This window comes from Kocuria sp. CH-021, assembly GCF_049716185.1.
In the GTDB taxonomy this organism is placed as follows: Bacteria; Actinomycetota; Actinomycetes; order Actinomycetales; family Micrococcaceae; genus Kocuria; species Kocuria cellulosilytica.
In genome coordinates this window covers 35320-61392 of record NZ_JBNAFK010000006.1, presented here as the reverse complement: position 1 = coordinate 61392, position 26073 = coordinate 35320, and the positions used below count along the sequence as shown (strand labels likewise).

26 protein-coding genes, 4 tRNA genes and 1 riboswitch are annotated in these 26073 nt (G+C 74.5%); of the genes, 22 read left to right on the top strand and 8 right to left on the bottom strand.

What is annotated here, in order from left to right:
- Positions 1 to 30 precede the first annotated feature (30 nt).
- Positions 31 to 2853, top strand: a complete 2823-nt coding sequence (locus tag ACPYN7_RS06180) for an aconitate hydratase (protein ID WP_058873668.1) — start codon at positions 31 to 33, stop codon at positions 2851 to 2853.
- A 227-nt stretch (positions 2854 to 3080) separates the two neighbouring features.
- Positions 3081 to 5126 (top strand): 1-deoxy-D-xylulose-5-phosphate synthase, encoded by a 2046-nt coding sequence (gene dxs / locus ACPYN7_RS06175; protein ID WP_424347041.1) that lies wholly within the window; start codon positions 3081 to 3083, stop codon positions 5124 to 5126.
- A 7-nt stretch (positions 5127 to 5133) separates the two neighbouring features.
- Here dxs and ACPYN7_RS06170 read toward each other — a convergent pair whose 3' ends face one another.
- Positions 5134 to 5565: a Rieske (2Fe-2S) protein gene (locus ACPYN7_RS06170; protein ID WP_424347040.1), complete on the bottom strand. Its 432-nt coding sequence runs from the start codon at positions 5563 to 5565 to the stop codon at positions 5134 to 5136.
- Positions 5566 to 5808: 243 nt separating this feature from the next.
- Here ACPYN7_RS06170 and ACPYN7_RS06165 point away from each other — a divergent pair, with 243 nt between their 5' ends.
- A complete protein-coding gene (locus ACPYN7_RS06165; protein ID WP_424347039.1) occupies positions 5809 to 6237 on the top strand; it encodes a hypothetical protein in 429 nt (142 codons plus the stop codon).
- Positions 6238 to 6370: 133 nt separating this feature from the next.
- Here the strand turns inward: ACPYN7_RS06165 and ACPYN7_RS06160 are convergent, their stop codons facing one another.
- The 3 genes from ACPYN7_RS06160 to msrB all read right to left on the bottom strand — a co-directional run bounded on the left by ACPYN7_RS06160 (position 6371) and on the right by msrB (position 8971).
- On the bottom strand, positions 6371 to 7711 hold the full coding sequence (locus tag ACPYN7_RS06160; RefSeq protein WP_424347038.1) for an HRDC domain-containing protein: 1341 nt from the start codon (positions 7709 to 7711) through the stop codon (positions 6371 to 6373).
- A gap of 52 nt (positions 7712 to 7763) precedes the next feature.
- A complete protein-coding gene (locus tag ACPYN7_RS06155; RefSeq protein ID WP_424347037.1) occupies positions 7764 to 8435 on the bottom strand; it encodes a DUF3000 family protein in 672 nt (223 codons plus the stop codon).
- A gap of 101 nt (positions 8436 to 8536) precedes the next feature.
- Positions 8537 to 8971: a peptide-methionine (R)-S-oxide reductase MsrB gene (gene msrB / locus ACPYN7_RS06150; RefSeq protein ID WP_368826486.1), complete on the bottom strand. Its 435-nt coding sequence runs from the start codon at positions 8969 to 8971 to the stop codon at positions 8537 to 8539.
- 165 nt (positions 8972 to 9136) lie between these two features.
- Between msrB and ACPYN7_RS06145 the strand changes: the two genes are divergently transcribed.
- Positions 9137 to 10450 (top strand): alpha/beta hydrolase family protein, encoded by a 1314-nt coding sequence (locus tag ACPYN7_RS06145; protein ID WP_058873661.1) that lies wholly within the window; start codon positions 9137 to 9139, stop codon positions 10448 to 10450.
- A 6-nt stretch (positions 10451 to 10456) separates the two neighbouring features.
- Here ACPYN7_RS06145 and ybaK read toward each other — a convergent pair whose 3' ends face one another.
- Genes ybaK through ACPYN7_RS06130 form a run of 3 tightly spaced genes read right to left on the bottom strand, consistent with a single transcriptional unit; the run spans position 10457 to position 12326 of the window.
- The gene (gene ybaK, locus ACPYN7_RS06140; RefSeq protein ID WP_058873660.1) at positions 10457 to 10948 is read right to left on the bottom strand and encodes a Cys-tRNA(Pro) deacylase; all 492 of its coding nucleotides are present in this window, start codon (positions 10946 to 10948) and stop codon (positions 10457 to 10459) included.
- A 17-nt stretch (positions 10949 to 10965) separates the two neighbouring features.
- Positions 10966 to 11421 (bottom strand): SufE family protein, encoded by a 456-nt coding sequence (locus tag ACPYN7_RS06135; RefSeq protein ID WP_058873659.1) that lies wholly within the window; start codon positions 11419 to 11421, stop codon positions 10966 to 10968.
- Positions 11418 to 12326: a sulfurtransferase gene (locus ACPYN7_RS06130; protein ID WP_058873658.1), complete on the bottom strand. Its 909-nt coding sequence runs from the start codon at positions 12324 to 12326 to the stop codon at positions 11418 to 11420. Before ACPYN7_RS06130 ends, ACPYN7_RS06135 begins: the two co-directional genes overlap by 4 nt.
- A gap of 247 nt (positions 12327 to 12573) precedes the next feature.
- Here ACPYN7_RS06130 and zapE point away from each other — a divergent pair, with 247 nt between their 5' ends.
- The gene (gene zapE / locus ACPYN7_RS06125) at positions 12574 to 13635 is read left to right on the top strand and encodes a cell division protein ZapE (protein WP_058873657.1); all 1062 of its coding nucleotides are present in this window, start codon (positions 12574 to 12576) and stop codon (positions 13633 to 13635) included.
- A 150-nt stretch (positions 13636 to 13785) separates the two neighbouring features.
- Here zapE and ACPYN7_RS06120 read toward each other — a convergent pair.
- Positions 13786 to 13857, bottom strand: a tRNA-Val gene (locus ACPYN7_RS06120).
- 298 nt (positions 13858 to 14155) lie between these two features.
- Here ACPYN7_RS06120 and ACPYN7_RS06115 point away from each other — a divergent pair.
- The 17 genes from ACPYN7_RS06115 to ACPYN7_RS06035 all read left to right on the top strand — a co-directional run bounded on the left by ACPYN7_RS06115 (position 14156) and on the right by ACPYN7_RS06035 (position 25920).
- Positions 14156 to 14228 (top strand) — tRNA-Gly (locus ACPYN7_RS06115).
- A 61-nt stretch (positions 14229 to 14289) separates the two neighbouring features.
- Positions 14290 to 14360, top strand: a tRNA-Cys gene (locus tag ACPYN7_RS06110).
- A 50-nt stretch (positions 14361 to 14410) separates the two neighbouring features.
- Positions 14411 to 14485, top strand: a tRNA-Val gene (locus ACPYN7_RS06105).
- A 188-nt stretch (positions 14486 to 14673) separates the two neighbouring features.
- Positions 14674 to 15528, top strand: a complete 855-nt coding sequence (locus ACPYN7_RS06100; RefSeq protein ID WP_058873656.1) for a cytochrome — start codon at positions 14674 to 14676, stop codon at positions 15526 to 15528.
- A 74-nt stretch (positions 15529 to 15602) separates the two neighbouring features.
- Positions 15603 to 16205 carry a peptide deformylase gene (def, locus tag ACPYN7_RS06095; protein ID WP_058873655.1) on the top strand — a complete coding sequence of 201 codons (603 nt, stop codon included), beginning with the start codon at positions 15603 to 15605 and terminating at the stop codon, positions 16203 to 16205.
- Between the two features lie 43 nt (positions 16206 to 16248).
- The gene (gene fmt / locus ACPYN7_RS06090) at positions 16249 to 17172 is read left to right on the top strand and encodes a methionyl-tRNA formyltransferase (RefSeq protein ID WP_058873654.1); all 924 of its coding nucleotides are present in this window, start codon (positions 16249 to 16251) and stop codon (positions 17170 to 17172) included.
- Positions 17169 to 18776 (top strand): RsmB/NOP family class I SAM-dependent RNA methyltransferase, encoded by a 1608-nt coding sequence (locus tag ACPYN7_RS06085; RefSeq protein WP_058873653.1) that lies wholly within the window; start codon positions 17169 to 17171, stop codon positions 18774 to 18776. Before fmt ends, ACPYN7_RS06085 begins: the two co-directional genes overlap by 4 nt.
- A gap of 34 nt (positions 18777 to 18810) precedes the next feature.
- Entirely contained in the window at positions 18811 to 19476 is a 666-nt protein-coding gene (gene rpe, locus ACPYN7_RS06080; protein WP_058873652.1) for a ribulose-phosphate 3-epimerase, read from the top strand.
- A gap of 76 nt (positions 19477 to 19552) precedes the next feature.
- Positions 19553 to 19716, top strand: a riboswitch (FMN riboswitch).
- A gap of 116 nt (positions 19717 to 19832) precedes the next feature.
- Positions 19833 to 20891, top strand: coding sequence for a bifunctional diaminohydroxyphosphoribosylaminopyrimidine deaminase/5-amino-6-(5-phosphoribosylamino)uracil reductase RibD (ribD, locus tag ACPYN7_RS06075; RefSeq protein ID WP_058873651.1), 1059 nt, complete (start codon positions 19833 to 19835; stop codon positions 20889 to 20891).
- Between the two features lie 128 nt (positions 20892 to 21019).
- A complete protein-coding gene (locus ACPYN7_RS06070) occupies positions 21020 to 21697 on the top strand; it encodes a riboflavin synthase (RefSeq protein WP_058873650.1) in 678 nt (225 codons plus the stop codon).
- On the top strand, positions 21697 to 22371 hold the full coding sequence (ribB, locus tag ACPYN7_RS06065) for a 3,4-dihydroxy-2-butanone-4-phosphate synthase (protein ID WP_082697015.1): 675 nt from the start codon (positions 21697 to 21699) through the stop codon (positions 22369 to 22371). Before ACPYN7_RS06070 ends, ribB begins: the two co-directional genes overlap by 1 nt.
- Positions 22368 to 23129 (top strand): GTP cyclohydrolase II, encoded by a 762-nt coding sequence (locus tag ACPYN7_RS06060; RefSeq protein ID WP_058873649.1) that lies wholly within the window; start codon positions 22368 to 22370, stop codon positions 23127 to 23129. The genes ribB and ACPYN7_RS06060 overlap by 4 nt, the downstream gene beginning before the upstream one ends.
- A complete protein-coding gene (ribH, locus tag ACPYN7_RS06055) occupies positions 23126 to 23605 on the top strand; it encodes a 6,7-dimethyl-8-ribityllumazine synthase (protein ID WP_058873648.1) in 480 nt (159 codons plus the stop codon). Before ACPYN7_RS06060 ends, ribH begins: the two co-directional genes overlap by 4 nt.
- A gap of 70 nt (positions 23606 to 23675) precedes the next feature.
- Entirely contained in the window at positions 23676 to 23939 is a 264-nt protein-coding gene (locus ACPYN7_RS06050; protein ID WP_058873647.1) for a phosphoribosyl-ATP diphosphatase, read from the top strand.
- 59 nt (positions 23940 to 23998) lie between these two features.
- Positions 23999 to 24844 (top strand): ATP phosphoribosyltransferase, encoded by an 846-nt coding sequence (hisG, locus tag ACPYN7_RS06045; RefSeq protein WP_058873646.1) that lies wholly within the window; start codon positions 23999 to 24001, stop codon positions 24842 to 24844.
- Between the two features lie 44 nt (positions 24845 to 24888).
- The gene (gene hisF / locus ACPYN7_RS06040) at positions 24889 to 25653 is read left to right on the top strand and encodes an imidazole glycerol phosphate synthase subunit HisF (RefSeq protein WP_058873645.1); all 765 of its coding nucleotides are present in this window, start codon (positions 24889 to 24891) and stop codon (positions 25651 to 25653) included.
- Positions 25654 to 25743: 90 nt separating this feature from the next.
- A complete protein-coding gene (locus ACPYN7_RS06035; RefSeq protein WP_424347036.1) occupies positions 25744 to 25920 on the top strand; it encodes a hypothetical protein in 177 nt (58 codons plus the stop codon).
- Positions 25921 to 26073 lie beyond the last annotated feature (153 nt).

The following is a 26073-nucleotide window of genomic DNA, read 5'->3' as shown; positions in this document are numbered from 1 at the left end:
CATGACGGTGGCGAGAGGAGTTCCACGCATATGAGCACGGTGGACAGCTTCGGGGCCAAGGGCGTTCTCGACGTCAAAGGCACCGAGTACGAGATTTTCCGACTGAACACGCTGGAGGGCGCGCAGAAGCTCCCGTACAGCCTGAAGGTTCTGCTCGAGAACCTGTTGCGCACCGAGGACGGCGCCAACATCACCTCCGAGCACATCGAGGCCCTGGCCGACTGGGATCCCACGGCCGAGCCCAGCATCGAGATCCAGTTCACCCCGGGCCGGGTGATCATGCAGGACTTCACCGGTGTGCCCTGCATCGTGGACCTCGCGACCATGCGCGAGGCCATCGCGGACCTCGGCGGCGACCCCGCCCGCGTGAACCCGCTCGCCCCGGCCGAGCTCGTGATCGACCACTCCGTGCAGATCGACTCCTTCGGGACCTCGGACTCCATCGGGATCAACATGGACATCGAGTACGAGCGCAACGGGGAGCGCTACCAGTTCCTGCGCTGGGGCCAGACCGCGTTCGACGACTTCAAGGTCGTGCCCCCGGGCATGGGCATCGTCCACCAGGTCAACATCGAGAACCTCGCCCGCGTGGTCATGACCCGCGAGGTCGACGGCGCGCTGCGCGCCTACCCGGACACCTGCGTGGGCACCGACTCGCACACGACCATGGAGAACGGCCTGGGCGTGCTCGGCTGGGGCGTGGGCGGCATCGAGGCCGAGGCCGCGATGCTCGGCCAGCCCATCTCCATGCTCATCCCGCGCGTGGTCGGCTTCAAGCTGACCGGCCAGATCCCGGCCGGCGCCACCGCCACCGACGTGGTGCTCACCATCACCGAGATGCTCCGCGACCACGGCGTGGTCGGCAAGTTCGTCGAGTTCTACGGCGAGGGCGTCGGAGCCGTGCCCCTGGCCAACCGCGCCACCATCGGGAACATGAGCCCGGAGTTCGGCTCCACCGCCGCGATCTTCCCGATCGACGACGTCACCCTGGAGTACCTGCGCCTGACCGGGCGCTCCGACGAGCAGATCGACCTCGTCGAGGCGTACGTCAAGGAACAGGGCATGTGGCACGACCCGTCCGAGGAGATCACCTTCTCGGAGTACCTCGAGCTGGACCTCTCCACCGTGGTGCCCTCGATCTCCGGGCCGAAGCGGCCGCAGGACCGCATCTCGCTCACCGACGCGAAGGCGCAGTTCCACGAGGACATCAAGAACTACGCCACGCACGTCGACGACGCCGCCTCCGGCGACACCGTGGACGACGTCGCGGCGCAGTCCTTCCCGGCCTCGGACGCCCCCGGCTACACCGCGGACGACCACCAGTCCGACGCGGACCGCCCGCGCGAGCACCACGCCTACGCCGAGGACGGGCGCCCCGCCAAGCAGGTGCCGGTGACCATGCCCGACGGCCGCGAGTTCGAGCTCGACCACGGCGCGGTCTCGATCGCCTCGATCACCTCGTGCACCAACACCTCGAACCCGTCGGTCATGATGGCCGCGGCGGTGCTGGCGCGCAACGCCGTCGAGAAGGGGCTCAAGGCCAAGCCGTGGGTCAAGACCTCGATCGCCCCGGGCTCGAAGGTCGTGACCGACTACTACGAGAAGTCCGGTCTGGTCCCGGCCCTGGAGGAGCTCGGCTTCTTCATCGTCGGCTACGGCTGCACCACCTGCATCGGCAACTCCGGTCCCCTCGAGGACGAGATCTCCCAGGCCATCCAGGACAACGACCTGGCCGTGACCTCGGTGCTCTCGGGCAACCGCAACTTCGAGGGCCGGATCAACCCGGACGTGAAGATGAACTACCTGGCGTCCCCGCCGCTGGTCATCGCCTACGCCCTGGCCGGCAACATGGACTTCGACTTCGACAGCGAGCCCCTGGGCCAGGACGCCGACGGCAACGAGGTGTACCTCAAGGACATCTGGCCGGACCCGGCCGAGGTGCAGAAGATCATCGACGCGTCCATCGACACGGAGATGTTCACCCGCGAGTACGGCACCATCTTCGACGGCGACGAGCGCTGGCAGAACCTGGACACCCCCACCGGCAAGACGTTCGAGTGGAACCCGCAGTCCACCTACGTCCGCAAGCCCCCGTACTTCGAGGGCATGACGATGGAGACGACCCCGGTCGAGGACATCTCGGGCGCCCGCGTGCTGCTGAAGCTGGGCGACTCGGTCACGACCGACCACATCTCCCCGGCGGGCTCGTTCAAGTCCGACACCCCGGCCGGCAAGTACCTCATCGAGAACGGGGTCCAGCGCAAGGACTTCAACTCGTACGGCTCGCGCCGCGGCAACCACGAGGTCATGATCCGCGGCACCTTCGCCAACATCCGGATCAAGAACCAGCTGCTGGACGGCGTGGAGGGCGGCTACACCCGCGACTTCACGCAGGAGGGCGGCCCGCAGGCCGCCGTCTACGACGCCGCGATGAACTACCAGGAGGCGGGCGTCCCGCTGGTCGTGCTGGGCGGCAAGGAGTACGGCTCCGGGTCCTCGCGCGACTGGGCCGCGAAGGGCACCTCCCTGCTGGGCGTCAAGGCCGTCATCGCCCAGAGCTACGAGCGCATCCACCGCTCGAACCTCATCGGCATGGGCGTGCTCCCGCTGCAGTTCCCGGCCGGGGAGTCCGCGGACTCCCTCGGCCTGGACGGCACGGAGACCTTCGACATCCAGGGCGTGACCGGGCTCAACGAGGGCAGCATCCCGAAGACGCTCAAGGTCACCGCCACGAAGGAGGACGGCTCCACCGTCGAGTTCGACGCCGACCTGCGCATCGACACGCCGGGCGAGGCCGACTACTACCGCAACGGTGGCATCCTGCAGTACGTGCTGCGGCAGATCGCCCAGTAGTGGTCCCCGTGCGCGCGCCGGCGCGCACGGGGAGGAGCCGGCGATCGATCGCCGGCTCCTGATCCCAGGGCGTGCACAGCGCGCAGGGGCCCGGTCCGGGAACGGACCGGGCCCCTGCGCGCTGACGGCTCTGTCGGAACGACCGAGTAGGATCGGGGAAGCGCGCCGCCCCGGTCCCCCGGAACGCGGCGCCACCGACCACGACGCCGAGGACTGCGGGAGAAACCATGAGCGTGCTGGAGCGGGTGTCCGGGCCCGAGGACCTCGCGGGGCTGAGCCGTGCGGAGCTGGGCCGGCTGGCCGAGGAGATCCGCGAGTTCCTCGTCACCCACGTCTCCGCGACGGGCGGTCACCTGGGGCCGAACCTGGGGGTCGTCGAGCTGACGCTCGGGGTGCACCGGGTCTTCGACTCGCCCAAGGACTCCGTGGTCTTCGACACCGGGCACCAGTCCTACGTGCACAAGCTGCTCACCGGCCGCCGGAACTTCGAGACCCTGCGCCAGGAGGGCGGCCTCGCGGGCTATCCGGACCGCCGGGAGTCCGAGCACGACATCGTCGAGTCCTCGCACGCCTCCTCGTCCCTGTCCTGGGCCGACGGCATCTCGCGCGGCTACGCCATGACCGGTCAGCACGACCGGCACACGGTGGTGCTGGTGGGGGACGGGGCGCTGACCGGCGGGATGGCGTGGGAGGCCGTCAACAACATCGCCTCCGACCGCGACCGCAAGGTCGTCATCGTGGTCAACGACAACGGCCGGTCCTACGCCCCCACCGTGGGCGGCTTCGCCAACCACCTCGCGGAGCTCCAGGCCAGCGTGCAGCAGGGCGTGGACGCCGTGCGCACCGACCGCCGCTACGAGCAGACCCTCGAGACCGTGAAGGACCTGCTGAAGCACTCCGGCCCGGTGGGCGAGATGTTCTACCGGGGCCTGCACGGGATGAAGCAGGGCATCAAGGACGTCGTGGTGCCCCAGGGCATCTTCGAGGACCTGGGCATGAAGTACGTCGGTCCCGTCGACGGGCACGACCTCGAGGCCGTCGAGCAGGCCCTGAGCAACGCCAAGAACTACGGCGGGCCGGTCATCGTGCACGCGATCACCGAGAAGGGCCACGGCTACGGGCCCGCGACCGCCAACGAGGACGACCAGTTCCACGCCGTGGGCGTCATCGACCCCGTCACCGGCCGATCCACGGCGACGAGCTCCGAGCGCAGCTGGACGGCGGTGTTCCGCGACGAGATCGCCCGGATCGCCGACGAGCGCGAGGACGTCGTGGGCATCACCGGCGCCATGCTCATCCCCGTGGGGCTGCAGAAGATGCAGGCGGCCCACCCCGACCGCGTCGTGGACGTGGGCATCGCCGAGCAGCACGCCATCGCCATGGCCGCCGGCATGGCCTACGGCGGGCTGCACCCCGTGGTGGCCCTCTACGCCACGTTCCTCAACCGTGGCTTCGACCAGCTCCTCATGGACGTGGCGCTGCACCGCGCCGGCGTCACGGTGGTCCTCGACCGGGCCGGGGTCACCGGACCGGACGGCCCCAGCCACCACGGCATGTGGGACCTGGCCCTGCTGCAGATCGTCCCCGGGCTCCACCTGGCCGCCCCGCGCGACGAGCCGACCCTCGTCGAGGAGCTGCGCGAGGCGGTGGCCGTCGACGACGCCCCCACCGTCATCCGGTACCCCAAGGGCGCCGTGGGCGCCCCGGTGCCGGCCGTCGAGCGGCTGACGGACGGGGTCGACGTGCTCGCGCGCCGCGGCGGGGAGAGCGGGACGGTCGGCGCCCGCCGGGACGTCCTGCTCGTGTCCGTCGGCGCCATGAGCGGCCTGGCGCTGGACGTGGCCGAACGGCTCGAGGCCCACGGCGTCTCCGCCACGGTGGTCGACCCCCGGTGGGTGCTGCCCGTGCCGGCCTCGGTCATCGAGCTCGCGGCCCAGCACCGGATCGTGGTCGTCGTCGAGGACGGCGTGCGCGCCGGCGGGATCGGCTCCCGGATCCGCCAGGAGATGCGGGCGGCGGGGGTCGACACCGCCCTCAACGAGGTGGGCCTGCCCACGGAGTTCCTGCTGCACGGCTCCCGCTCCCAGGTCCTGGCGCGGGTGGGCCTCACGGCCCAGCGGGTCGCCCAGGACACGCTGGCCTCCGTGCTGGGGACCCGCGTCCCCTACGCCCGCCCGGTGCCGGGCGAGGACTCCGCCGCCGCGCAGGACGCCGTGCCGGAGACCGCCGAGGACGCCGGCGGGGCGTCGCTGCCGCGCTCGCGCCGGGGCTGAGCCCCGCTCAGCCGAGCAGGATGCGGCCGTCCTCCACGCTCGCGGGGTACGGCTCCAGACCGGTCTCGGCGGGACCGGCCAACACCTCGCCCGTCGCGAGGTCGAACTGCGACGAGTGGCACGGGCAGACGTAGAGCTCCTCCCGCGGGGTCACCATGCAGCCCTGGTGCGGGCACACGGGGGAGAACGCCACGACCCTGTCCGGTCCCGGCCGGCTCACCACGGCCTGCACGCCGTCCCGGTCGACCTTCACGGCGGAGCCGACCGGCAGGTCCTCGACGGCGCCCGCGTCCACGGGGGCCGCACTGCCGGTGCCGCCCGTGCTGCCGGCCGCCGGCGGGTCCTCTCCGGCGCACCCGGCGAGCAGCGCGCCGGAACCGGCCAGGCCGAGGACGGTGCGCCGGGAGGGCGCGGACGGAGGGGGCGGGAGCTCGGCCATGACGGTCCTTCCGGGCGGGGATCTCGGGGTCCGCCGCCAGTCTAGGCGGCGCGGCCCCGAGCCCGCCCGGTCCCCGGTGCGGCTCCCCGGGTGATCGCTGTGAGCGGAGCAGCACGGCCCCGGTGTCCGCCGCGCCGGTTCGTCAGTAGGATGATGAAGACATCAGTCAGCGGGACGAGCCGTGCACCACCGGCTCCGCCCCGGACCCGGCCGCCGCGCCGGGACCGACGGAAGGACAGCACCATGATCAAGCGACTCATCTTCGTCACCGGTTTCGGGGTCGGCTTCGTGGTCGGCTCGGCCTCGGGCCGCAAGAGCTACGAGGCCCTGAAGCAGAACGCCGTGAAGACCTGGCAGGACCCGAAGGTCCAGGAGAAGGTCTCGGAGGGCACCGACTGGGTCAAGTCCGAGGTGCCGGTGGTCGGCGGCAAGCTGGCCGACAGCGCGAAGAAGGCGGCCGACACCGTGGGCACCAAGGCCTCCGACGCGTCCTCGTCCGTCAAGGAGAAGGTCTCCGGCTCCTCCGGGGGCGCCGCCTCCAGCACGACCGCTTCGAGCGCGGGAACCGCGAGCACCGGCTACACGGACCTGCAGGACGCGATGCCGGTCACCCCGGAGAGCCCCCTGGACCCGGCCGAGCCGCACCCGGCTCCCGGCGACCCGCAGAACTGACCCCCGGGCGCACCGCCCCCGAGGGGGCCGTGCGCCAGGACGCCCACGACGACGGGCCCCGGCCGGACGGCCGGGGCCCGTCGTCGTGCTCCGGGGGCCCGCCGGTCCGGGGAGGGTCGGACCCGGGAACGGCTCAGGCGGCGGGCGTGTCCTCGCTCCCGGCCGGCAAGCGCTCCGCCTGACGGGCGGCGCGCTTGCGGGCCCGCAGCTCCCGCCAGGCCGGGCCGAGGACCGGCGCCGTCAGCTCGACCTGCCACCGGCGCGCCCCGAGATCCCGCAGCCGGTCCGCGACCGCCTGGTCGGTGGTGCTCTTCGGCGGCTGCCAGCAGAAGCGCCGCAGGTGCTCCGGGGTGAGCAGGTTCTCGGTGGGCAGCTCGTGCGCCTCGGCGAGCTCCGCCACCAGCGGCTTCAGGACCTTCAGCCGTGCCGCGGCCTCGGGCCGCTTGACCTCCCACGCCTTCACGGGCGGCAGGGCGTCGGACTTCACGGTGAAGGGGACCAGCTCGGTGGCGTTGCGGGCCTCGGCGATCGCCCGCAGCCACCGGGGGGCCTCCCGCGCCGCGAGCCGGCCGTGGAAGCCGGGAGTGGCCAGGAGCTGCGGCACCGTGCGCGGCATGGCCGTCGCGGCCGCGACCAGGGCGGCGTCGGGCAGCAGCCGGCCGGGGGCGACGTCCTTGTGCTGGGCGAGCCGCTCCCGCTCCTCCCACAGACCGCGCAGCGCGGTGAGCTGGCGCCGGCCCTTCACCTTGTTGACCCCGGACGTCCTGCGCCACGGGTCCTGGCGCGGCGGGGCCGGCTCGGCGGTCCGCACCGCCTCGAACTCCTCCAGCGCCCACTCGAGCTTGCCCTTCTCCCGCAGCAGCTCCTCCATGGCCCAGCGCAGCTGGATGAGCATCTCCACGTCCAGCGCGGCGTAGTTCAGCCAGTCCTTGGGCAGCGGCCGTCTCGACCAGTCCACGGCGGAGTGCTCCTTGGCGAGCGTGTAGCCCAGCAGCTCCTCCGTCTCCGCGGCCAGGCCTACTCGCCGGAGCCCCGCGATGCGGCCGCCCAGTTCGGTGTCGAAGAGCCGGTCCGGCTCCATGCCGAGCGCGCGCAGGGAGGGCAGGTCCTGGGTGGCCGCGTGCAGCACCCACTCCACGCCGGAGAGCGCCTCGCCCAGGACGGCCAGGGACCCGGTGGCCTCCGGGTCGATCAGGACGGTGCCCACGCCCTCGCGCCGCAGCTGCACGAGGAACGCGCGCTGCCCGTAGCGGAAGCCCGACGCCCGCTCGGTGTCGATCGCCGCCGGGCCGGAGCCCTCGGCCACGGCGGCGGCGGCCCGTTGCAGGCCCGCCACGGTGTCGATCACGGGAGGGATCCCGTCGAAGGGCGCCGCGAGGTGGACGCTGTCGGGGATCTCGAAGTCCTCGAAACCGGCGACCACGGGGGTCGAGGACTCGTCGGGCGCGGATCGGCGGTCGGCTGGGCTGGTCAAGGAGCGTCTTCGATTCTGTGTCGGCCCCGGCGGGGCGCGTGCGGTTCGGTGGTCAGCGGCGCGGGTGCAGCACGGTCACGCCCGGCGGATAGGGCGGCAGCCCCGCGAACGTGCAGACCGTGTCCGCCCAGGCCGCGAGGTGCGGAGCCACGTCGGAGCCCTCGGGCGTCCAGGAGGCCCTGAGCTCGACGTCGGCTCCCTCCTCCTGGCCGCCGAGCAGGCCGAAGCCCTCGGCGAGGACCCGGGACGCGGTGCCGCCCTCCCGAGAATATCCGGCCCGGTGGCGTTCCAGGGCCTCGAGGAGCCAGGTCCAGGCGATCGTGCCCGCCGTGTCGTCGCAGCCGATCTCACGGTCCGCGGCCGCCCGGGCCCAGGTGACGATCCGGAACGCCCCGCCCCAGGCCGCGGGCTCGGACGGGTCGTGCAGGAGCACGAAGCGCCCCGTGGCCAGTTCGTCGCCCGCGGTGCCGGCCGGCAGGCCCAGGGCCGCCGCGCTCGGGGTGCCCGTCGGCCGGGCTGCGGGACCGGCGGGGAGGAGCGCGCCGCGGAGCCGGACGGGCGGGGTCCGCACCTCGGCGCGCACCGCGGCGGCGAACGGGGCGAGGTGCGTGGGAGCGGGGATCGCGGTGAGCTCGACGCCCTCCCGGCGGCCGGTGCGGCGCAGCTGCTCGAGGGCGTCCTGGAACCCCTCGTACACCTCGGACAGGCCGTTGACCGCGCTCACACTGGAAGGGTAGGCCGTCCCGGCGTCCCGGCCGGCCGTGCCACGCCGCGAGCGCGCGACCGACGTGGTCCGGGTCACGCCCGCCGCCCCGGCGGGAGCGGTCAGGAGGCGGCGGGGACGAGGCGGACGGAGACGGAGTTGATGCAGTACCGGAGGTCGGTGGGGGTCGGGAAGCCCTCCCCGCCGAAGACGTGGCCCATGTGCGAGTCGCAGGCGGCGCACCGGACCTCCACCCGCTCCATGCCCAGGGCGGTGTCCTTGATGTAGCGGACGCGGTCCTCGGCCAGCGGGGCGTAGAAGGAGGGCCAGCCGCAGTGCGCGTCGAACTTGGTCTCGGAGCGGAACAGCTCCGCCCCGCACGCGCGGCACTGGTAGACGCCCTCGGTCCTCGTGTCCCAGTACTCGCCGGTGAAGGGCCGCTCCGTGCCGGCCTCGCGCAGGACGTGGTACTCCTCGGGGGACAGGATCGTGCGCCAGTCCTCCTCGCTGCGTCCGGTGCTGCCGGGGTGGTCGCCGTGGCTGGTGGTCTCGCTCATGGTGTCGTCCTCCGGGTCGGTATCGGTGCTCCGGGAGCGGGCGCCGTGCGGGCCCGCCCGGCGGTCCGCACGGGGCGGCTCGGCGCCGCGGGGGCGCGGACCGCCCGGCCAGCACAACCACGCGTCCCTCCCGGTTATGCCCGTGCCGCGTGGAAGACTGGGGGCATGCCACGTCGCTCCCCGCCGGTCCCCCCCGCCCCCGAGCCCCCGTCCGCGACGCAGTGGGCGCGCGGGGCCGTGGTGGGCGCGGCCGTCACCGTGGGGGCGGCGTCCCTGTCCTTCGGGCTCTCGAGCGCGGCGGCCGCCTACTTCGCGCGGCAGGTGGTGGTGCCCCCGAAGTACCGCTCCGAGGACCTGCAGATCCTCGGCGTCACCCGCACCGGCGAGGACGGCGACCCGTCCGCGACGACGCTCGTGCGGCTCCCGGCCACGGTGGACACGACGGTCGCGGGGACCTACAGCCTGCGCTTCGACGCGGGCCGCGGGCACGCCCGGATCGGCGCCATCCGCTCCTACTCGCCCCAGGAGGGGACCGTGACCCGGGTGGTCGAGGAGGTCTACTCGGGTGACCTCCTCCGGGCGACCCGCGGCTTCTGGTCCGGGACGGTCTACCCGGACCCCGGGGCGGCGGGCCTGCCGTTCGAGGAGGTGGAGATCCCGATCGAGGTGGGGCCGGCGCCCTGCTGGGTGGTTCCCGCGGAGGGCGGGCCGACCCCGGAGGGCGAGCGGCCCCGGGTGCTCCCGGGGCCGTGGGCGATCATGGTGCACGGGCGCGGCGCCAACCGGATGGAGACGGTCCGCGCCGTGCCGGTGGCCCGGGAGCTCGGCCTGACGTCCCTGCTGATCTCCTACCGCAACGACCGGGAGGCGCCGCCCACGCACGACTTCCGCTACGGGCTGGGCTTCACGGAGTGGAAGGACGTGCAGACGGCCATCAGCTACGCGAAGTCCCGCGGCGCCACGCAGATCGTGCTCTTCGGCTGGTCCATGGGCGGGGCGATCGCGCTCCAGACGGCGGATCTGTCCTTCTACCGCGACGACATCGCCGCCCTCGTGCTCACCGGGCCGGTGGTGGACTGGTTCGAGCTGATCGCCCACCACTCCCGCACCCGCCGCATCCCCTCCGGGATCGGCCGGCTGGCCACGAACCTGATCTCCCACCCGGCCGGGCGGATGCTGACGGGTCTGGCCGCGCCGGTGGACCTCCGGGCGCTGGACTGGCTCTCCCGGTCCGAGCACCTGCGCACGCCCACCCTGGTGCTGCACTCCGTGGACGACGAGTTCGTCCCGGCCGCCAGCTCCCGCCGGCTGGCGGAGCTCAACCGGCTCGTGGAATTCGTGCCCTTCGCCCGCGCCCGGCACACCAAGGAGTGGAACGTGGACCCGCGGCGCTGGGAGGACGCGGTGCGGCGCTGGCTGCCGGCCCGGCTCGCCCAGGATGCCCGGTCCCTCGGGGCCGCTCGGGTCCGGGCCCGCTGAGCCCGCTCAGGACCGCAGCGCGGCGGTGCGCCCGCCGGTGAGCCGCAGCAGCTCGCCCGGCGGCAGCTCGATCTCGAGCCCCCGCCGCCCGCCGGAGACGAGGACCGTGGCCCACGCCGCCGCGGAGTCGTCGAGCAGGGTGGGGGAGGGCGTCCGCTGCCCGAGGGGCGAGATCCCGCCCACCACGTAGCCGGTGCGCCGCTCCGCCGAGCGGGGCTCGGCGAGGGCCGCCCGCTTCCAGCCCAGCGCGGCCGCGGCCGCGCGCAGGGACAGCCGCGCGGACACGGGCAGCACCGCGACCGCCCACTCCCGCTCGTGCACGACCAGCAGGGTCTTGAGCACCTGCTCCGGGTCGCGCCCCAGCGCGGCGGCGGCCTCCCGGCCGAAGGACGCCGCCGCGGGGTCGTGGGCGTACTCGTGCAGCGTGAAGGCCACGCGCTCGCGTGCCAGCAGCGCGACGGCCGCGGTGGGGCCCGCGCCGCGGGACGCCTTGGCCATGCCGGTGCCCGGGGCCCTCAGGCGTCCTGGAGCTCGCGGACCCGCCGCTTGATCCGGGCCAGCATCGCGGACATCCCGCGCATCCGCAGCGGGGACACGAGCTGGGTCAGCCCGAAGCGCTCCGGCAGGTCGTCGGGGACGTCGAGGACCTCCTGGGCCGGGAGACCGTCGAGCCCCTCGTGCAGGATCGAGGCGAAGCCGCGGGTGGTCGGGGCCTCCGCCGGGGCGGAGAAGAACAGCCGCACCGGGGCGCCGGGGCCGGGGGAGGCGCCCTCGTCCCACTCGACCGTCAGGAACAGCGGCGACTGGCACTCCACGACCTGCTCGAGCTCCTCCGGGTGCTCGCCCAGGCGGTCCGGCAGCGCCGGCAGGGAGCGGGAGAAGTCGAGCAGCAGCTCCAGCTTGTCCTCCTGCGGCACCGCCGTGAAGTCCGCGACGAGCTCCTCGAGCTGGGCGGGCAGGGCGCCGCTCATCGGGCCGACCCCGGGACCTCGCCGGGTGCCTCGCCGAGGACGATCGGCACGCGCACCGAGTTGCCCCACTCGGTCCAGGACCCGTCGTAGTTGCGGACCCGCTCGAAGCCCAGCAGGTGCTTCAGCACGAACCACGTGTGACTGGAGCGCTCGCCGATGCGGCAGTACGCGATGATGTCGTCGTCGTCGGAGAGCCCGACCTCGTCGCGGTAGATCGCCTCGAGCTCCTCGCGCGGGCGGAACGTGGCGTCCTCGGCGGCGGCCCGGGCCCACGGCACCGACGCCGCGGTGGGGATGTGCCCCCCGCGCAGCGTGCCCTCCTGCGGGTAGTCGGGCATGTGCGTGCGCTCGCCGGTGTACTCCGGCAGGGACCGGACGTCGATCAGCGGCTGCTCGCCCAGGTGCGCCAGCACGTCCTCCTGGTAGGCCCGGATCGGGGCGTCGTCGCGCTCGACCACGGGGTAGTCGGCGCGCTCGGGCACGACCTTCTCGGTGGACAGCTCCCGCCCCTCGGCGACCCACTTGTCCCGCCCGCCGTTCATGAGCCGGACGTCCGGGTGGCCGAACAGCTCGAACACCCACAGGGCGTAGGCGGCCCACCAGTTGGACTTGTCCCCGTAGACCACGATCGTGGTGTCGCGGGAGATCCCCTTGCGCGCCATCAGCTCGGCGAACTCCTCCGCGTCGACGTAGTCGCGGGTGTCGGGGCGGTTGAGGTCGGTGTGCCAGTCGATCTTGACGGCGCCGGGCACGTGGCCGGTCTCGTAGAGCAGGACGTCCTCGTCCGACTCGACCACGACGACTCCCGGGTCGTCCAGGTGCTCGGCCACCCACTGGGTGGACACGAGGCGCTCGGGGTGCGCGTACTGCGCGAAATCTGGGTTGTTCTCCACGGCGACGCCCATGGGGACTCCTTCCGGGGTGGGGTTGCGGGGCACGGGTCCTTCCGGACCTTCTTCATCCTCCAGGGTAGTGGTCCCGGCGGTGCCCGGTCCCGCCGGGGCGCCGCCGGGGCCGTGCCGGGGGCCGGATTTCGCGGCGGGCGCACCCCGGGCGGCGGCCAGCCGGTAAAATCGCCGGAGCACGCGCGTGCGCCGCTCGGCGCGCCGAACCAGCGAACCGCCGGGCACGGCGGACAGAGAGGTCTCCCACGTGAGCATCCAGATCGAACACCTCACCGAGCGGCGCCCCCAGGTGTCGGCGGACGAACTGCTGGCGGCGTTCCGGCCCTCGGAGCGCTTCGGGGAGGTCTCGTTCGACACGTACCGTCCCGATCCGCAGCAGCCGTCCCAGGCGGAGGCGGTGCGGGAGCTGCGGAAGTTCGCGGACTCCGTCAACCGCTCGACCGGCTCGGGCGGCGGGTTCTTCAGCAAGCTCTTCGGCGGGGGCCCGCCCAAGGACGCGATGCGGACGGGGATCTACCTCGACGGCGGGTTCGGCGTGGGCAAGACCCACCTGCTCGCCTCGCTGTGGCACGCGGTGCCCGGGCCCAAGGCGTTCGGCACCTTCGTGGAGTACACCAACCTCGTGGGGGCCCTGACGTTCCGCAAGGCCGTCGACGCCCTGAGCACCTACAACCTGGTGTGCATCGACGAGTTCGAGCTCGACGACCCCGGGGACACGGTCCTCATGTCCCGGCTGATGCGCGAGCTCGCCGACTCCGGCGTGCGGATCGCGGCGACGTCCAACACGCTGCCCGGCTCGCTCGGCGAGGGCCGCTTCGCCGCCCAGGACTTCCAGCGGGAGATCCAGGTGCTGGCCGACCAGTTCGAGGTGCTGCGCATCGACGGCGAGGACTTCCGCCACCGGGGCCTGCCGCAGGCCCCGGCGCCGCTGTCCGAGGCCGAGCTCGAGCGCGCCGTGGAGGAGCACTTCCCGGACCGGGTGGTGGCCGCGGACCGGTTCGCCGACCTCGTGGAGCACCTCGCGGGCGTGCACCCCTCCCGGTACCGCAAGCTCCTCGAGGGGATCGACGCCGTGGTCTGGCAGGACGTGCACACCATCGAGCAGCAGGCCGTGGCCCTGCGCTTCGTGGTGCTGGCGGACCGGCTCTACGACAAGAACCTGCCGATCATCGCCTCCGGCCGGCCCTTCGACGAGGTCTTCACCGAGGAGATGATGGCCGGCGGCTACCAGAAGAAGTACTTCCGTGCCGTGTCCCGGCTCACCGCCCTGGCCCGCGAGGGCATCCTCGGGGACGTCTCCGCGGTCTGACCGGGCGCGTCCGCCGGCCGGGGCCGCGGCGCCCGGTGGGCGTTCCGCCCCCGCGCGGGCCGGGGGCGCGGCAGGACGACGACAGAGGGGCAGGACGACGACAGAGGGCCCCGGCTGGTCTTCAGCCGGGGCCCTCTCTGGTGCTGCTCGTGCGCGATACTGGGTTCGAACCAGTGACCTCTTCGGTGTGAACGAAGCGCGCTACCACTGCGCCAATCGCGCTCACTGCTCGAAAACCATAACCCAGATCCCCGCCGTGGGCCAATTCGGGCCCCGGCGCGGCCCGCCGGCCGCGTCCCGCCGCGGCGCCACGGGGGATTTGGCGTTTCGGAAATCCGTCCCGTACAGTCTTTCCCTGTCAGGAACACCGACGGGCTCCTGCGGACGGAACGGCCGGCAGGCCGCCACGGCTCGTGATCCCGCCGGTCCCGGCACGCCCCGGACCGGCGCGAGGAGCACCGGAACGGCTTGTGCTAGAGTTCCTGATCGGAAGATCGAGAGATCGACCGAAGCAAGACATGCGGACGTAGCTCAGCTGGTAGAGCACCACCTTGCCATGGTGGATGTCGCGGGTTCGACTCCCGTCGTCCGCTCGCAGTGATCGGCATGAAACGATGTCGTGACCGACGGCCCTGTCCGTGAGGACCAGGTCCCGGTGGGGTGGCCGAGTGGTTAGGCAGCGGCCTGCAAAGCCGTCTACGCGGGTTCGAATCCCGTCTCCACCTCGGTGCACACCCACCACGCTCGACGATCTCCTCCGGAGACCGCCGGTAGAGCGCGATTGGCGCAGCGGTAGCGCGCTTCCCTGACACGGAAGAGGTCACTGGTTCGATCCCAGTATCGCGCACCACCAGGAAGGCCCCGGCTCCCACGAGCCGGGGCCTTCGTCGTGCCCGGCCCCCGGGCGGAGCCGAGCGCGGGACCCATGGCGGGTGCCGCCGGTCCCGTGTCCGAGGCGGTCGGTAGCCTGCGGACCAGGGCCCGGAGCACCGGGCCCGCCCCGGGAGCCGGGGACGCGAGGGAGAGGCGACGAGCAGCGTGACACAGCCCAGGCTGGCGGAACAGACCGAGTACGGACGGATGTACGCGAGGTCCGTGGCGGACCAGGCGACCGTCCCCTCCATCACCACGGTCCTCTCCCGGGCCGCCACGGACCTGGACGGCTGGTACGGCTACTCCGCCGCGCAGGCCGCGGTGCGGGACGACCGGCTGCGCGCGGCCCTGGGCTCGCCGGCCCAGCTGCGCGCCGTCGTGCGCGACGCGGCCAAGGCCGCCGAACGGCACCGTGACGAGGCCGCGGCGCGCGGGGACCGCGTGCACACCTACGCCGAGCAGATCGCCCTGCGCGCCCTCGGCCGGCCCCACCGGGCGGCCGAGGCACGGGCCGCCCTGGCGGAGCACGGCGAGGAGCGCTTCGCCTCCCGCTTCGACGAGTGGTGGGACCTCTACACCCCCGAGCCGCTCGCGGTGGAGGTCACGGTCTGGAACTCCACCGTGGGCTACGCGGGCACCCTCGACCTCGTGGCCCGGATCGCGGGCAAGGTGTGCTTGATCGACTACAAGACCAAGGGCACGGACCGGGACGGGCGCGTGAAGTCCCTCGACCCGAAGGTCGTGACCCAGCTCGTGGCCGGGCTGAAGGCGGAGGAGTCCCTCGTGGACGCGGACGCCGGCACCTGGGAGCCCTGGGCCTACGGCAGCGCCGACCTGCTGCTGGGCGTGGCGGTGGGCGAGACGGAGGTCGTGCCCGTGCAGGCCGTCCCGGCGGTCCTCGAGCAGCACTGGTACAAGTTCTGCGCGCTGCACCGGGTGTGGACCCAGGAGACGGTCCTCGCCGCGGCGGGCCCCGCCCTGCGGCCCGTGCCCCCTCCCCCGCTGCGCGAGCAGCCGTAGCGCCCGGCGCGCCCCGCGTGCCGGCGGGGACGGGGCGGCCCGTAGACTTGTCGGGTCGAGAGCGAGGTCCCTCCATGTCCGTCCTGCCCATCCGCACCATCGGTGATCCCGTCCTGCGCACCCGCGCCGAGGAGGTCACGGTGTTCGACGACGCCCTGCGCCGCCTCGTGGCGGACATGCACGAGACGATGCTGGACGTCGGGGGCGTGGGCCTCGCCGCGCCCCAGGTGGGGGTGAGCGTGCGGCTGTTCACCTGGGCGGTCGAGGGCAGCGAGGGCCACGTGGTCAACCCGGTCCTCGAGGTGGGCGAGGAGCCCCAGGAGGGCGGCGAGGGCTGCCTGTCCGTGCCGGGGCTCGGCTTCGACACCCCCCGCCGGAACTGGGCCCGCGTCACCGGCCTCGACCAGCACGGCGGTCCCGTGGCCGTCGAGGGCACCGGCCTGCTGGCGCGCTGCCTGCAGCACGAGACCGACCACCTGGACGGGCGGCTCTACGTCGACCGGCTGGTGGGCGCCGCCAAGAAGGAGGCGATGCGGGCCATCCGCGCCGCCGACTACGACGGGGTGGTGCGCGGCGTGGCCGGGCAGCGGGCCGCGCACGTGGGCTCGTCGTTCGGCGCCGGCTCCTCCTTCGGCGCCGGCTCCTCGCCCGGCGCCGGCCCGTCCCGCCCCGCCTGAGCCCCGCCCGAACCCCGCCCCGCCGCCACCCGTCAGGAGAGCCGTGAAGATCCTCTACGCCGGCACGCCGTCCGTCGCCGTGCCGTCCCTGGTCCACCTGGCCGAGCGGCCCGACGTCGAGGTCGTGGCCGTGCTGACCCGCACCGACGCCCCGGTGGGGCGCAAGAAGGTGCTCACGCCCTCGCCCGTGGCCGAGGAGGCGGAGCGGCGCGGCATCCCCGTGCTCAAGGCCAACCGGGTGGACGCCGGGCTGACCGAGCGGATCCGGGGACTGGGGGCGGACGTCGCCGCCGTCGTGGCCTACGGGGCCCTGGTCCCGCAGGCCGCCCTGGACGCCGTGCCGCACGGCTGGATCAACCTGCACTTCTCCCTGCTGCCGCAGTGGCGCGGCGCCGCGCCCGTGCAGCGCGCCCTCATGGCCGGGGACACGGTGGTCGGCGCCAGCACCTTCCTGCTGGAGGCCGGTCTGGACACGGGACCCGTCCTCGGCACCATGACCGACGTGGTCCGCCCCGAGGACACCGCCGGGACGGTGCTGGAGCGCCTGTCCCGCACCGCCGCACCGCTGCTCGCGGACTCCCTGCGCGCCGTGGTCGACGGCTCCGCCCGCCCGGCCCCGCAGCAGGGCGAGGTGACCCACGCCCCCAAGCTGACCGCCGAGGACGGGCGGGTCCGCTGGACGGAGCCCGCCGTGGCCGTGGCGCACCGGGTGCGCGGGGCGACCCCCGAGCCCGGGGCGTGGACCCGGCTGGAGGACCGCAGGCTCAAGCTCGACCGCGTGGTGCCGCGGCCCGACGTCCGGGGGCTGGCCCCGGGGCGGTGCGTGCTGCGCGGGGACGCCGTGCTCGTGGGCACGGGATCGTACGCGGTCCAGCTCACCCGGGTGCAGCCGGCGGGGAAGAAGCCCATGGAGGCCACCGCCTGGGCGCGGGGCCGCAGCACGGAGGACGAGGTGGTGTTCGAGTGAGCGAGCGCGAGGACCGGCAGCACGGCGCCCGGCGGGGCGAGCGCGACCGGCGGCCCGGGGGCCCACGGCGCAGCGCCGGGGGACGCGAGCGCAACCGTCCCGCGCAGGCCGACCGGAGCTTCTCCGCCGCGGCGCCCGCACGGCGGACCCGGCGGGCCGATCCGGCCCGGCTGGCCGCGTTCGAGACCCTGCGCGCGGTGTCCGAGGAGGGCGCCTACGGCAACCTCGTGCTGCCGAAGCTCGTCCGGGCCCACCGCCTGGACCGGCGGGACGCGGGCTTCGCCACGGAGCTCGCCTACGGGGCGCTGCGCTGGCAGGGCACCTGGGACGCCGTGCTGGCCCGGTGCGTCGACCGCCCCCTCGGGGCGCTCGACGGCGCGGTCCTGGACGCCCTGCGCCTGGGCACCCACCAGCTGCTGGCCATGCGCGTGCCCGACCACGCCGCCCTGGACCAGACGGTGGGCCTCGTCCGGGCCGTCGTCGGGGCGGGCCCCGGCGGGCTCGTCAACGCCGTGCTGCGCAAGGTCGCGGCCCGGGACCTGCCGGCCTGGATCGCGGAGCTGACCGCCGACGCCGCGGACGAGACCGCCCGCCTCGGCCTGGCCCACGCCCACCCCGCGTGGGTGGTCCGGGCGCTGCGCCAGGCGCTGACCGCCCACGGGCGGGACGCCGCCGAGATCGAGGCCCTGCTCGAGGCGGACAACGCCGCCCCCGTGGTCAACCTCGTGGCCCTGCCGGGCCTCGGCGACCTCACCGAGGCCCTCGCCGCGGGCGCCGAGCAGGGGACCCTCGTCCCTGACTCGGCGCTGAGCAGCGGCGGTGACCTGCACCGGCTGGCGTCCGTCCGCGGGGGCGGGGTCCGCGTCCAGGACGCCGGGTCCCAGCTCGTGGCCCGCGCCCTGGTCGCCGCGGGGCAGGGTCCCGGCGGCGACCGGGGCGGTCCCGGCGGCGCGGAGGGCGAGCGCTGGCTGGACCTGTGCGCCGGCCCGGGCGGGAAGGCCGCCCTGCTCGCGGCGCTGGCCGACCGGCGCGGGGCGCACCTGACGGCCAACGAGGTGGCCCCGCACCGGGCCGAGCTCGTGCGCCGGGCCCTGCGACCGGTCCCGGAGCGGGCCTGGTCGGTGCGCACGGGGGACGGCCGCCACGTCGAGGAGCTGCTCGACGGCCGCACCGCGGAGCAGGCCGGCTTCGACCGGGTGCTCGTCGACGCCCCGTGCACCGGGCTCGGGGCGCTGCGCCGCCGCCCGGAGGCGCGCTGGCGGCGCAGCCCTCGCGACCTGGCCGAGCTCGGGCCGCTGCAGCGGGAGCTGCTGCACGCCGCCCTGGACGTGGCCCGCCCCGGCGGCCTGGTCGCCTACGCCACCTGCTCCCCGCACGCCGCCGAGACCCTCGCCGTCGTCCAGGACGTGCTGGCCGGGCGCCGGGACGCCGAGCCGGCCGACGCCCTGGAACCGGTCCGCGCCGCGGCCCTGCCCGGCAGCCTCGAGGGGGACCGCGACCCGTCCCGCCCGTGGGAGGGCGGCTCCGGCGGGGCGACCGTCCAGCTGTGGCCGCACGTGCACGGCACGGACGCGATGTTCCTGGCCCTGCTGCGCAAACGCTGACGCCCCGACCGACCCACCACCACCAGGAGTCCCCGTGTCCCGAACCTGCATCCACCCCTCGATCCTCTCCGCCGACTTCGTCAACCTCGAGGCGGAGCTGGGCCGGATCGGCACCGCCGACGCCGTGCACGTGGACGTCATGGACAACCACTTCGTCCCGAACCTCACGCTGGGCATGCCCCTCGTGGAGCGGATCCTCGCGGTCAGCCCCCTCCCGCTGGACGTGCACCTGATGATCGAGGACGCGGACCGCTGGGCCGCCGGCTACGCCGAGCTCGGCTGCGAGTCGGTGACCTTCCACGCCGAGGCGGCGCGCGCCCCGCTGAAGCTGGCCCGCGAGCTGCGCGCCCACGGTGCCCGGGCCGGGATGGCCCTGCGCCCCGCGACCCCCGTGGAGCCGTACCTCGACCTGCTGCCGGAGCTGGACATGCTGCTGGTCATGACGGTGGAGCCGGGCTTCGGCGGGCAGGCCTTCCTCGACGTCACGCTGCCGAAGATCCGGCGGGCCGCCGAGGCGATCCGGGCGGGCGGGGGCAGGGTGGCCCTGCAGGTGGACGGCGGGATCACGGAGGAGACCATCGTGCGGGCCGCAGAGGCCGGGGCCGACACGTTCGTGGCCGGCTCCGCCGTCTACGGCGCGGGGGACCCCGAGGCCGCGATCACCGCGCTGCGCGGGGCGGCCCGCGCCGCCCAGGACTGAGCCGGCGGCCCGCCGCGCCCCGCCGCGCCCCGGCGGGCCTCCGGCGGCACCCCCTGTGACATAATCGAGGCACGAACAACGTGTTCCGGGGTCGGTGCAAGTCCGAACCGGCGGTCACAGTCCGCGAACCGGACGACCACGTCCGTGCAGGCGCCCAGCGCCCGCACCGGCGGGTCGCCCGGCCGAACCGGTGGAACTCCGGTACCGACAGTCACAGTCTGGATGGAAGGCAACACGTTCAACGGCTCCGTGCCGTGCCGTCCACGGCACCGGCCACGGCGCCGTCCGGACCCGCGGGTCCGGACGGCCGCACCGTTGTCCTGCGCCCTGGAACCGACCCGGGAAAGGACGACGTGATGGACCCGCAGCACCGGAGCGGCGACGACGCCGAGCGGTCGGTCATGCGGACCGCCCTGCACGCGGCGGCGCGCGGCCCGCGCGGGGCCAATCCGCTCGTGGGCGCCGTCCTCGTCGACGCCGGGGGCCGGATCCTGCACGTCGGCCACCACCGGGGCGCGGGCACCGTCCACGCCGAGGTCGACGTCCTGGAGCGCGCCGCGTCCGTCGGCACCGACCTGCGCGGGACCACCATGTACGTGACCCTCGAGCCGTGCAACCACTGGGGCCGCACCGGCCCGTGCGCCCAGGCGATCATCGCGGCGGGCGTGCCCCGGGTGGTCTACGGCGCCCCCGACCGCACGCTCGCCGCCGCCGGCGGGGCCGCCACCCTGCGGGCCGCGGGGGTCGAGGTCCGGCCGGGGGTGCTGGCCGGGGAGGCGGAGGCCCTCAACGACCGCTGGGGCGAGACGATGCGCGCCCAGCGGCCGTTCGTGACGCTGAAGGTCGCCCAGAGCCTCGACGCCCGGATCGCCGCCGCGGACGGGACCAGCCGGTGGATCACGTCCTCCTCCGCCCGCGAGCACGGCCACGACCTGCGGGCCCGCGCCGACGCCGTCCTCGTGGGCAGCGGCACGGTCCTCGCCGACGACCCCCGCCTCACCGCCCGCACCGGCGACGGCGGCGCCGTCCCGCGGCAGCCCCTGCGCGTCGCCATGGGCCTGCGCCCGGTGCCGCCGGACGCCGCGATCCGCGGGACCGACGGGCGCTTCCGGCACGTCACGACCCACGACCCGCACTCCGCCCTGGCCGAGCTCTACGACGCCGGCGTGCGCCACGTGCTGATCGAGGGCGGGGCCACCGTGGCCGCGGGCTTCCTGCGCGCGGGACTCGTCGACGAGCTGAGCCTCTACCAGGCGCCCCTCGTGCTCGGGGCCGGACGGCCCGCCTTCGAGGAGCTGGGCGTGGGCACCCTCGCGGACGCCTCCCGGTGGCGGCTCGACCCCACCGGCGGAGGGCCCGTGCAGCAGCTCGGCCCGGACCTATGGATCCACCTGCGGCCCGTGCCGCCGGACTGAGCGGCACCCGGTGCGGGGCCACCGCACCGTACCGCGGGCGCCGCGGGCACGGGCCCGGGACGAAGAGACCGAAGACCGACAGACAGCAGACCGACGGACTGCAGACCGAGAGACAGAGGAAGCACCGCATGTTCACAGGAATCGTCGCCGGCCAGGGCACCGTGCGCTCGGTCGACCCCGGCCCGGACGGCACGAGCGCCCGCCTCCTCGTGGACGCCGGGCCCCTCGTCGCGGACCTGCCGCACGGCGGCTCCCTCGCCGTGAACGGCGTCTGCCTCACGGCCACCCGCACCGCGGAGATCGGCCCCGGGCAGTTCCTGGCCGACGTCATCGGCGAGACGCTCGTGCGCACCACCCTGGGAGCGCTGGCCGCGGGCGACAGCGTGAACCTGGAGCGCTGCGTGCCCGCCGGGGGGCGGCTCGACGGGCACGTGGTCCAGGGCCACGTGGACGGCACGGGCACCGTCTCGGCCCGGGAGGACCTGGGGGAGTGGGAGCGGGTCCGGGTCGCCGTGCCCGCCGAGCTGGCCCCGTTCCTCGCCGAGAAGGGCTCGGTCGCCGTCGACGGCGTGTCCCTCACCGTGACGGCCGTCAGCGCGCCCGGGGCCGCGGAGCACTGGTTCGAGGTCGGGCTCATCCCGGCGACCCTGGCGGAGACCACCCTCGGACGCCGCCCCGTCGGCGCGTCCGTCAACCTCGAGGTCGACGTCCTCGCGAAGTACGCCCAGCGCCTGCTGGCCTTCGCCCGGACCGACAGCACCCCGGCGCCGGGGACGGCCCGGACCACGGCAGGAGAAGGAGCATGATGCGGACCAGCAGCACCCACGAGGGAACGGGCCGCGGCGGGGACGGGACGACCGGGCAGATCCGGCTCGACCCCGTGGGCGCGGCCGTCGAGGCCATGGCCCAGGGCCGGCCCGTCGTCGTGGTGGACGACGCCGACCGGGAGAACGAGGGCGACATCGTGTTCGCCGCCGAGCACGCGACGCCCGCGCTGATGGGCTTCACGATCCGGCACACCTCCGGGGTCGTGTGCGTGCCCATGACCGGGGCCCGGGCGGACGCGATGCGGCTGCCCCCGATGGTCGACGTCAACGAGGACTCGAAGGGCACCGCCTACACCGTCACGTGCGACGCCCGCGACGGGGTGAGCACCGGCATCAGCGCCGCCGACCGCGCGCTCACCGCGCGGGTGCTCGCCGACCCCGCGGCCGGGCCGGGGGACATCACCCGGCCCGGGCACGTGCTGCCCCTGCGCGCCGCGGACGGCGGGGTCGCCGTCCGCCGGGGGCACACCGAGGCCGCCGTCGAGCTGTGCTCCCTCGCGGGCCTCGAGCCGGTGGGCGTGATCGCCGAGCTCGTCCACGACGAGGGCTCGATGATGCGCCTGCCCGCCCTGCGCGCCTTCGCCGACCGGCACGGCATCCCGCTCGTGAGCATCGAGGACCTGGCGGCGCAGCTGCAGGAGGACCGCCGATGAGGCCGGACGCCCCCCTGGTCAGCTCGGAGCCCGTGGTCGTGCCCACGCCCGAGGGCCGGTTCGAGGTCATCGGCTGGCAGCTGCCGGGCGGACCCGGGAACGCGGTCGCCGAGCACCTCAGCCTCACCGCGCCGTCCCCGGGCCGCGTGCCCGTGGGCCGCCCCCCGCTGGTGCGCCTGCACTCCGAGTGCCTGACGGGGGACGTCTTCGGCTCCTTCCGCTGCGACTGCGGACCCCAGCTGCACCTGGCGCTGCGGCGGATCGCCGAGGACGGCGGCACCCTGCTCTACCTGCGCAACCACGAGGGCCGGGGGATCGGCCTGGTCAACAAGCTGCGCGCCTACAAGCTCCAGGACGGCGGCGCGGACACGGTCGAGGCCAACGAGCTGCTCGGCCTGCCCGCCGACGCCCGGGACTACTCCGCGGCGGCGGCCATCCTGCACCGGCTCGGGCTGAGCCGGATCCGGCTGCTGAGCAACAACCCCGCCAAGGCCGAGCGCCTGGCCGACCTGGGCATCGACGTCGTCGCGATGGTGCCCAACGAGGTGCCGGCCCGCCCGGAGAACCACGACTACCTCGTGACCAAGCGGGACCGCATGCGGCACCGCCTGCGCCACGTCGACGACACCACCGCCCCCCGCCCCGGCGCGCCGGAGCCCGCGGACCGGACCGGCGGCACCGCCCACAGCACGTTCGACCGAACCTTCGACAGCACCCTCGACAACGATCTCGACAGCACAGGAGACCTCACCCCATGAGCGGACACGGCGCCCCCGACATCGACCTCAGCACCGCCGACGCGAGCGGCCTGCGCGTGGCCGTCATCGCCTCGAGCTGGCACACGGTGATCATGGACGGGCTGCTCGACGGCGCCCGCCGCGCGCTGGCCGACGCCGGCGTGCGGGACGCGCCGGTGGTGCGCGTGCCCGGCAGCTTCGAGCTGCCCGTCGCCGCCGCGCGCCTGGCCCCGGGCCTGGACGCCGTGGTGGCCCTCGGGGTGGTGGTGCGCGGCGGCACCCCGCACTTCGACTACGTGTGCTCGGCGGCCACGCAGGGACTCACGGACGTGTCGGTGCGCACCGGCGTGCCCGTGGGCTTCGGGGTGCTCACCTGCGACACCGAGCAGCAGGGCCTGGACCGTGCCGGGCTCGAGGGCTCCCAGGAGGACAAGGGCTACGAGGCCACGGCCGCCGCGGTGCGGACCGCGCTGCTGCTGCGCTCCCTCGGCGTCTGAGCCCCGCGCCGCGGGCCGTCCGGTGCGCTGCCGGTCGGGAGGCCCCCGCGGACCCATTACCCTGGTAGTCGTGAAAACCTTCGAGACCCTCTTCGCCGAGATCAGCGACAAAGCCGCGACCCGTCCGGAAGGCTCGGGCACGGTCCGCGAGCTCGACACCGGTGTGCACGGCATCGGCAAGAAGGTCGTCGAGGAGGCCGCCGAGGTCTGGATGGCCTGCGAGTACGAGACCTCGGAGCAGGCCGCGGAGGAGATCTCGCAGCTGCTCTACCACCTGCAGGTGATGATGGTCGCCAAGGGCCTGCGGCTCGAGGACGTCTACCGCCACCTCTGAGCGCCCCGCCGCACCGGCGTCCCCGCCCCACCGAAGCCCCGAAGCCGAGAAGGAACCCCATGCTGCGTGTCGCAGTGCCCAACAAGGGCGCCCTGTCCGAATCCTCCGTCACGATGCTCAAGGAGGCCGGCTACCGGCAGCGCCGGGACTCCCGCGAGCTGGTGCTCGTGGACCCCGAGAACAACGTCGAGTTCTTCTACCTGCGCCCCCGGGACATCGCCGTGTACGTGGGCGGGGGCATCCTCGACGTGGGGATCACCGGCCGGGACCTGCTCCTGGACTCCGGCGCCCACGCCGACGAGGACCTGGGGTTGGACTTCGCCCGGTCCACGTTCCGCTTCGCGGGGCCCGCGGGCGAGTTCTCCTCGATCGCCGAGCTGGCGGGCCGGCGGATCGCCACGAGCTACGACGGCCTGCTGCGCGACCACCTCGCCGAGCGCGGGGTGGACGCCTCCGTGGTCCGTCTCGACGGGGCCGTGGAGTCCTCGATCCGGCTGGGCGTGGCCGACGCGATCGCCGACGTCGTGGAGACCGGCAACACCCTGCGCGCCGCGGGCCTGCAGGTCTTCGGCGAGCCCATCATGACCTCCGAGGCGCTGCTCATCCGCAGCCGTGCCACCACCGAGCCCGAGGGCCTGGCCGTGCTGCGCCGCCGCCTGCAGGGGGTGCTCGTGGCCCGGCAGTACGTGCTGATGGACTACGACGTGGCCGAGGAGTACGTCGAGGCCGCGACCCGGATCACCCCCGGCATGGAGGGACCCACCATCTCCCGGCTCGGCCGCGGCAACGCCTGGGCCGTGCGCGCCATGGTCCCCAAGTCGGAGACCAACAAGGTCATGGACGCCCTCTACGACGTCGGGGCCCGCGCCATCCTGGTCTCCCCGATCCAGGCCGCCCGGATCTGAGTCCTGCCCACCCGCCCGTTCCCGCAGCCGAGGAGGTGCCGCCCGTGGGCGTTGCCGTACGTGTCATCCCGTGCCTGGACGTCGACGCCGGTCGAGTCGTCAAGGGCGTGAACTTCGAGAACCTGCGCGACGCCGGTGACCCGGTCGAGCTCGCCAAGCGCTACAACGAGGCCGGCGCGGACGAGCTGACCTTCCTCGACGTCACGGCGTCCTCGGCGGCCCGGGCGACGACCTTCGACGTGGTCTCCCGCACCGCGGAGCAGGTCTTCATCCCCCTCACCGTGGGCGGCGGCGTCCGCGCGGTCGCCGACGTGGACCGGCTGCTGCGCTGCGGTGCGGACAAGGCCTCCATCAACACCGCCGCGGTCGCCCGTCCGGAGGTGATCGACGAGATCACCGGGCACTTCGGCAGCCAGGTGCTCGTCCTGTCCCTCGACGCCCGCCGCACGGGCAACACCGCCTCGGGCTTCGAGGTCACCACCCACGGGGGGCGCACGCTGACCGGCCTCGACGCCCTCGACTGGGCGCGGGAGGCCGAGGACCGCGGGGTGGGGGAGATCCTGCTCAACTCCATGGACGCGGACGGCACGCAGGAGGGCTTCGACCTGGAGATGATCCGGGCCGTGCGCGCCCGGGTGCACGTGCCCCTGATCGCCTCCGGCGGCGCGGGCGCCCCCGAGCACTTCCCGCCGGCCGTGGACGCGGGCGCCGACGCCGTGCTCGCCGCCTCGATCTTCCACTTCGGTCCCGTCCACGCGATCGCCGAGGTCAAGGACGCGCTGCGCGCGGCCGGCCACGAGGTGCGCTGAACGACCCGTGGCCCGGGACGTCCTGCGGGCGTAGAGTCGGCAGTGAGCTGACGACAGTCGCTCGACAGGCCGACGACGAAGGAGTCCACCGTGGGACTGAACAGCATCATCAGGAGCTTCACCGGGCGAGCCGGCGGGACGACCGCCGGGCGCGCCGCCGGCGGCCGCCGGGGCACCCGCGGGATGAACGCCGCCGGCCAGGCGGGCGCGGGCCGGTCCGGCCGCGGTCTCGGCGGCATGCTGCGCGGCCTCCTCAACCGCCGATAGCGCACCGTGCGGCCGCGGCCCCCCCCCCGGGCCCCCGCCCCCCCCGCGGGGGGGGCCCCAGGCCCCCCCCCCCCCCCCCCGGGGGGTGGGGGGGGGGTTGAAAAAGTGGGGGGACACCAGGGGGCGGAGGTTTTACCGGGGGTATGTGATTGG

Coding starts and splice junctions, on each gene's coding strand:
- ACPYN7_RS06170 (WP_424347040.1), bottom strand. CDS start 5,565: ATGGCCGAGCTCCCGCCCCCTCCGTCCGCGCCCTCCCGGCGCACCGTC.
- ybaK (WP_058873660.1), bottom strand. CDS start 10,948: ATGGCCAAGGCGTCCCGCGGCGCGGGCCCCACCGCGGCCGTCGCGCTG.
- ribH (WP_058873648.1), top strand. CDS start 23,126: ATGAGCGGACACGGCGCCCCCGACATCGACCTCAGCACCGCCGACGCG.
- ACPYN7_RS06070 (WP_058873650.1), top strand. CDS start 21,020: ATGTTCACAGGAATCGTCGCCGGCCAGGGCACCGTGCGCTCGGTCGAC.
- ACPYN7_RS06145 (WP_058873661.1), top strand. CDS start 9,137: ATGCCACGTCGCTCCCCGCCGGTCCCCCCCGCCCCCGAGCCCCCGTCC.
- ACPYN7_RS06135 (WP_058873659.1), bottom strand. CDS start 11,421: ATGAGCGGCGCCCTGCCCGCCCAGCTCGAGGAGCTCGTCGCGGACTTC.
- ribD (WP_058873651.1), top strand. CDS start 19,833: ATGGACCCGCAGCACCGGAGCGGCGACGACGCCGAGCGGTCGGTCATG.
- ribB (WP_082697015.1), top strand. CDS start 21,697: ATGCGGACCAGCAGCACCCACGAGGGAACGGGCCGCGGCGGGGACGGG.
- msrB (WP_368826486.1), bottom strand. CDS start 8,971: ATGAGCGAGACCACCAGCCACGGCGACCACCCCGGCAGCACCGGACGC.
- ACPYN7_RS06060 (WP_058873649.1), top strand. CDS start 22,368: ATGAGGCCGGACGCCCCCCTGGTCAGCTCGGAGCCCGTGGTCGTGCCC.
- hisG (WP_058873646.1), top strand. CDS start 23,999: ATGCTGCGTGTCGCAGTGCCCAACAAGGGCGCCCTGTCCGAATCCTCC.
- def (WP_058873655.1), top strand. CDS start 15,603: ATGTCCGTCCTGCCCATCCGCACCATCGGTGATCCCGTCCTGCGCACC.
- ACPYN7_RS06180 (WP_058873668.1), top strand. CDS start 31: ATGAGCACGGTGGACAGCTTCGGGGCCAAGGGCGTTCTCGACGTCAAA.
- ACPYN7_RS06165 (WP_424347039.1), top strand. CDS start 5,809: ATGATCAAGCGACTCATCTTCGTCACCGGTTTCGGGGTCGGCTTCGTG.
- ACPYN7_RS06130 (WP_058873658.1), bottom strand. CDS start 12,326: ATGGGCGTCGCCGTGGAGAACAACCCAGATTTCGCGCAGTACGCGCAC.
- dxs (WP_424347041.1), top strand. CDS start 3,081: ATGAGCGTGCTGGAGCGGGTGTCCGGGCCCGAGGACCTCGCGGGGCTG.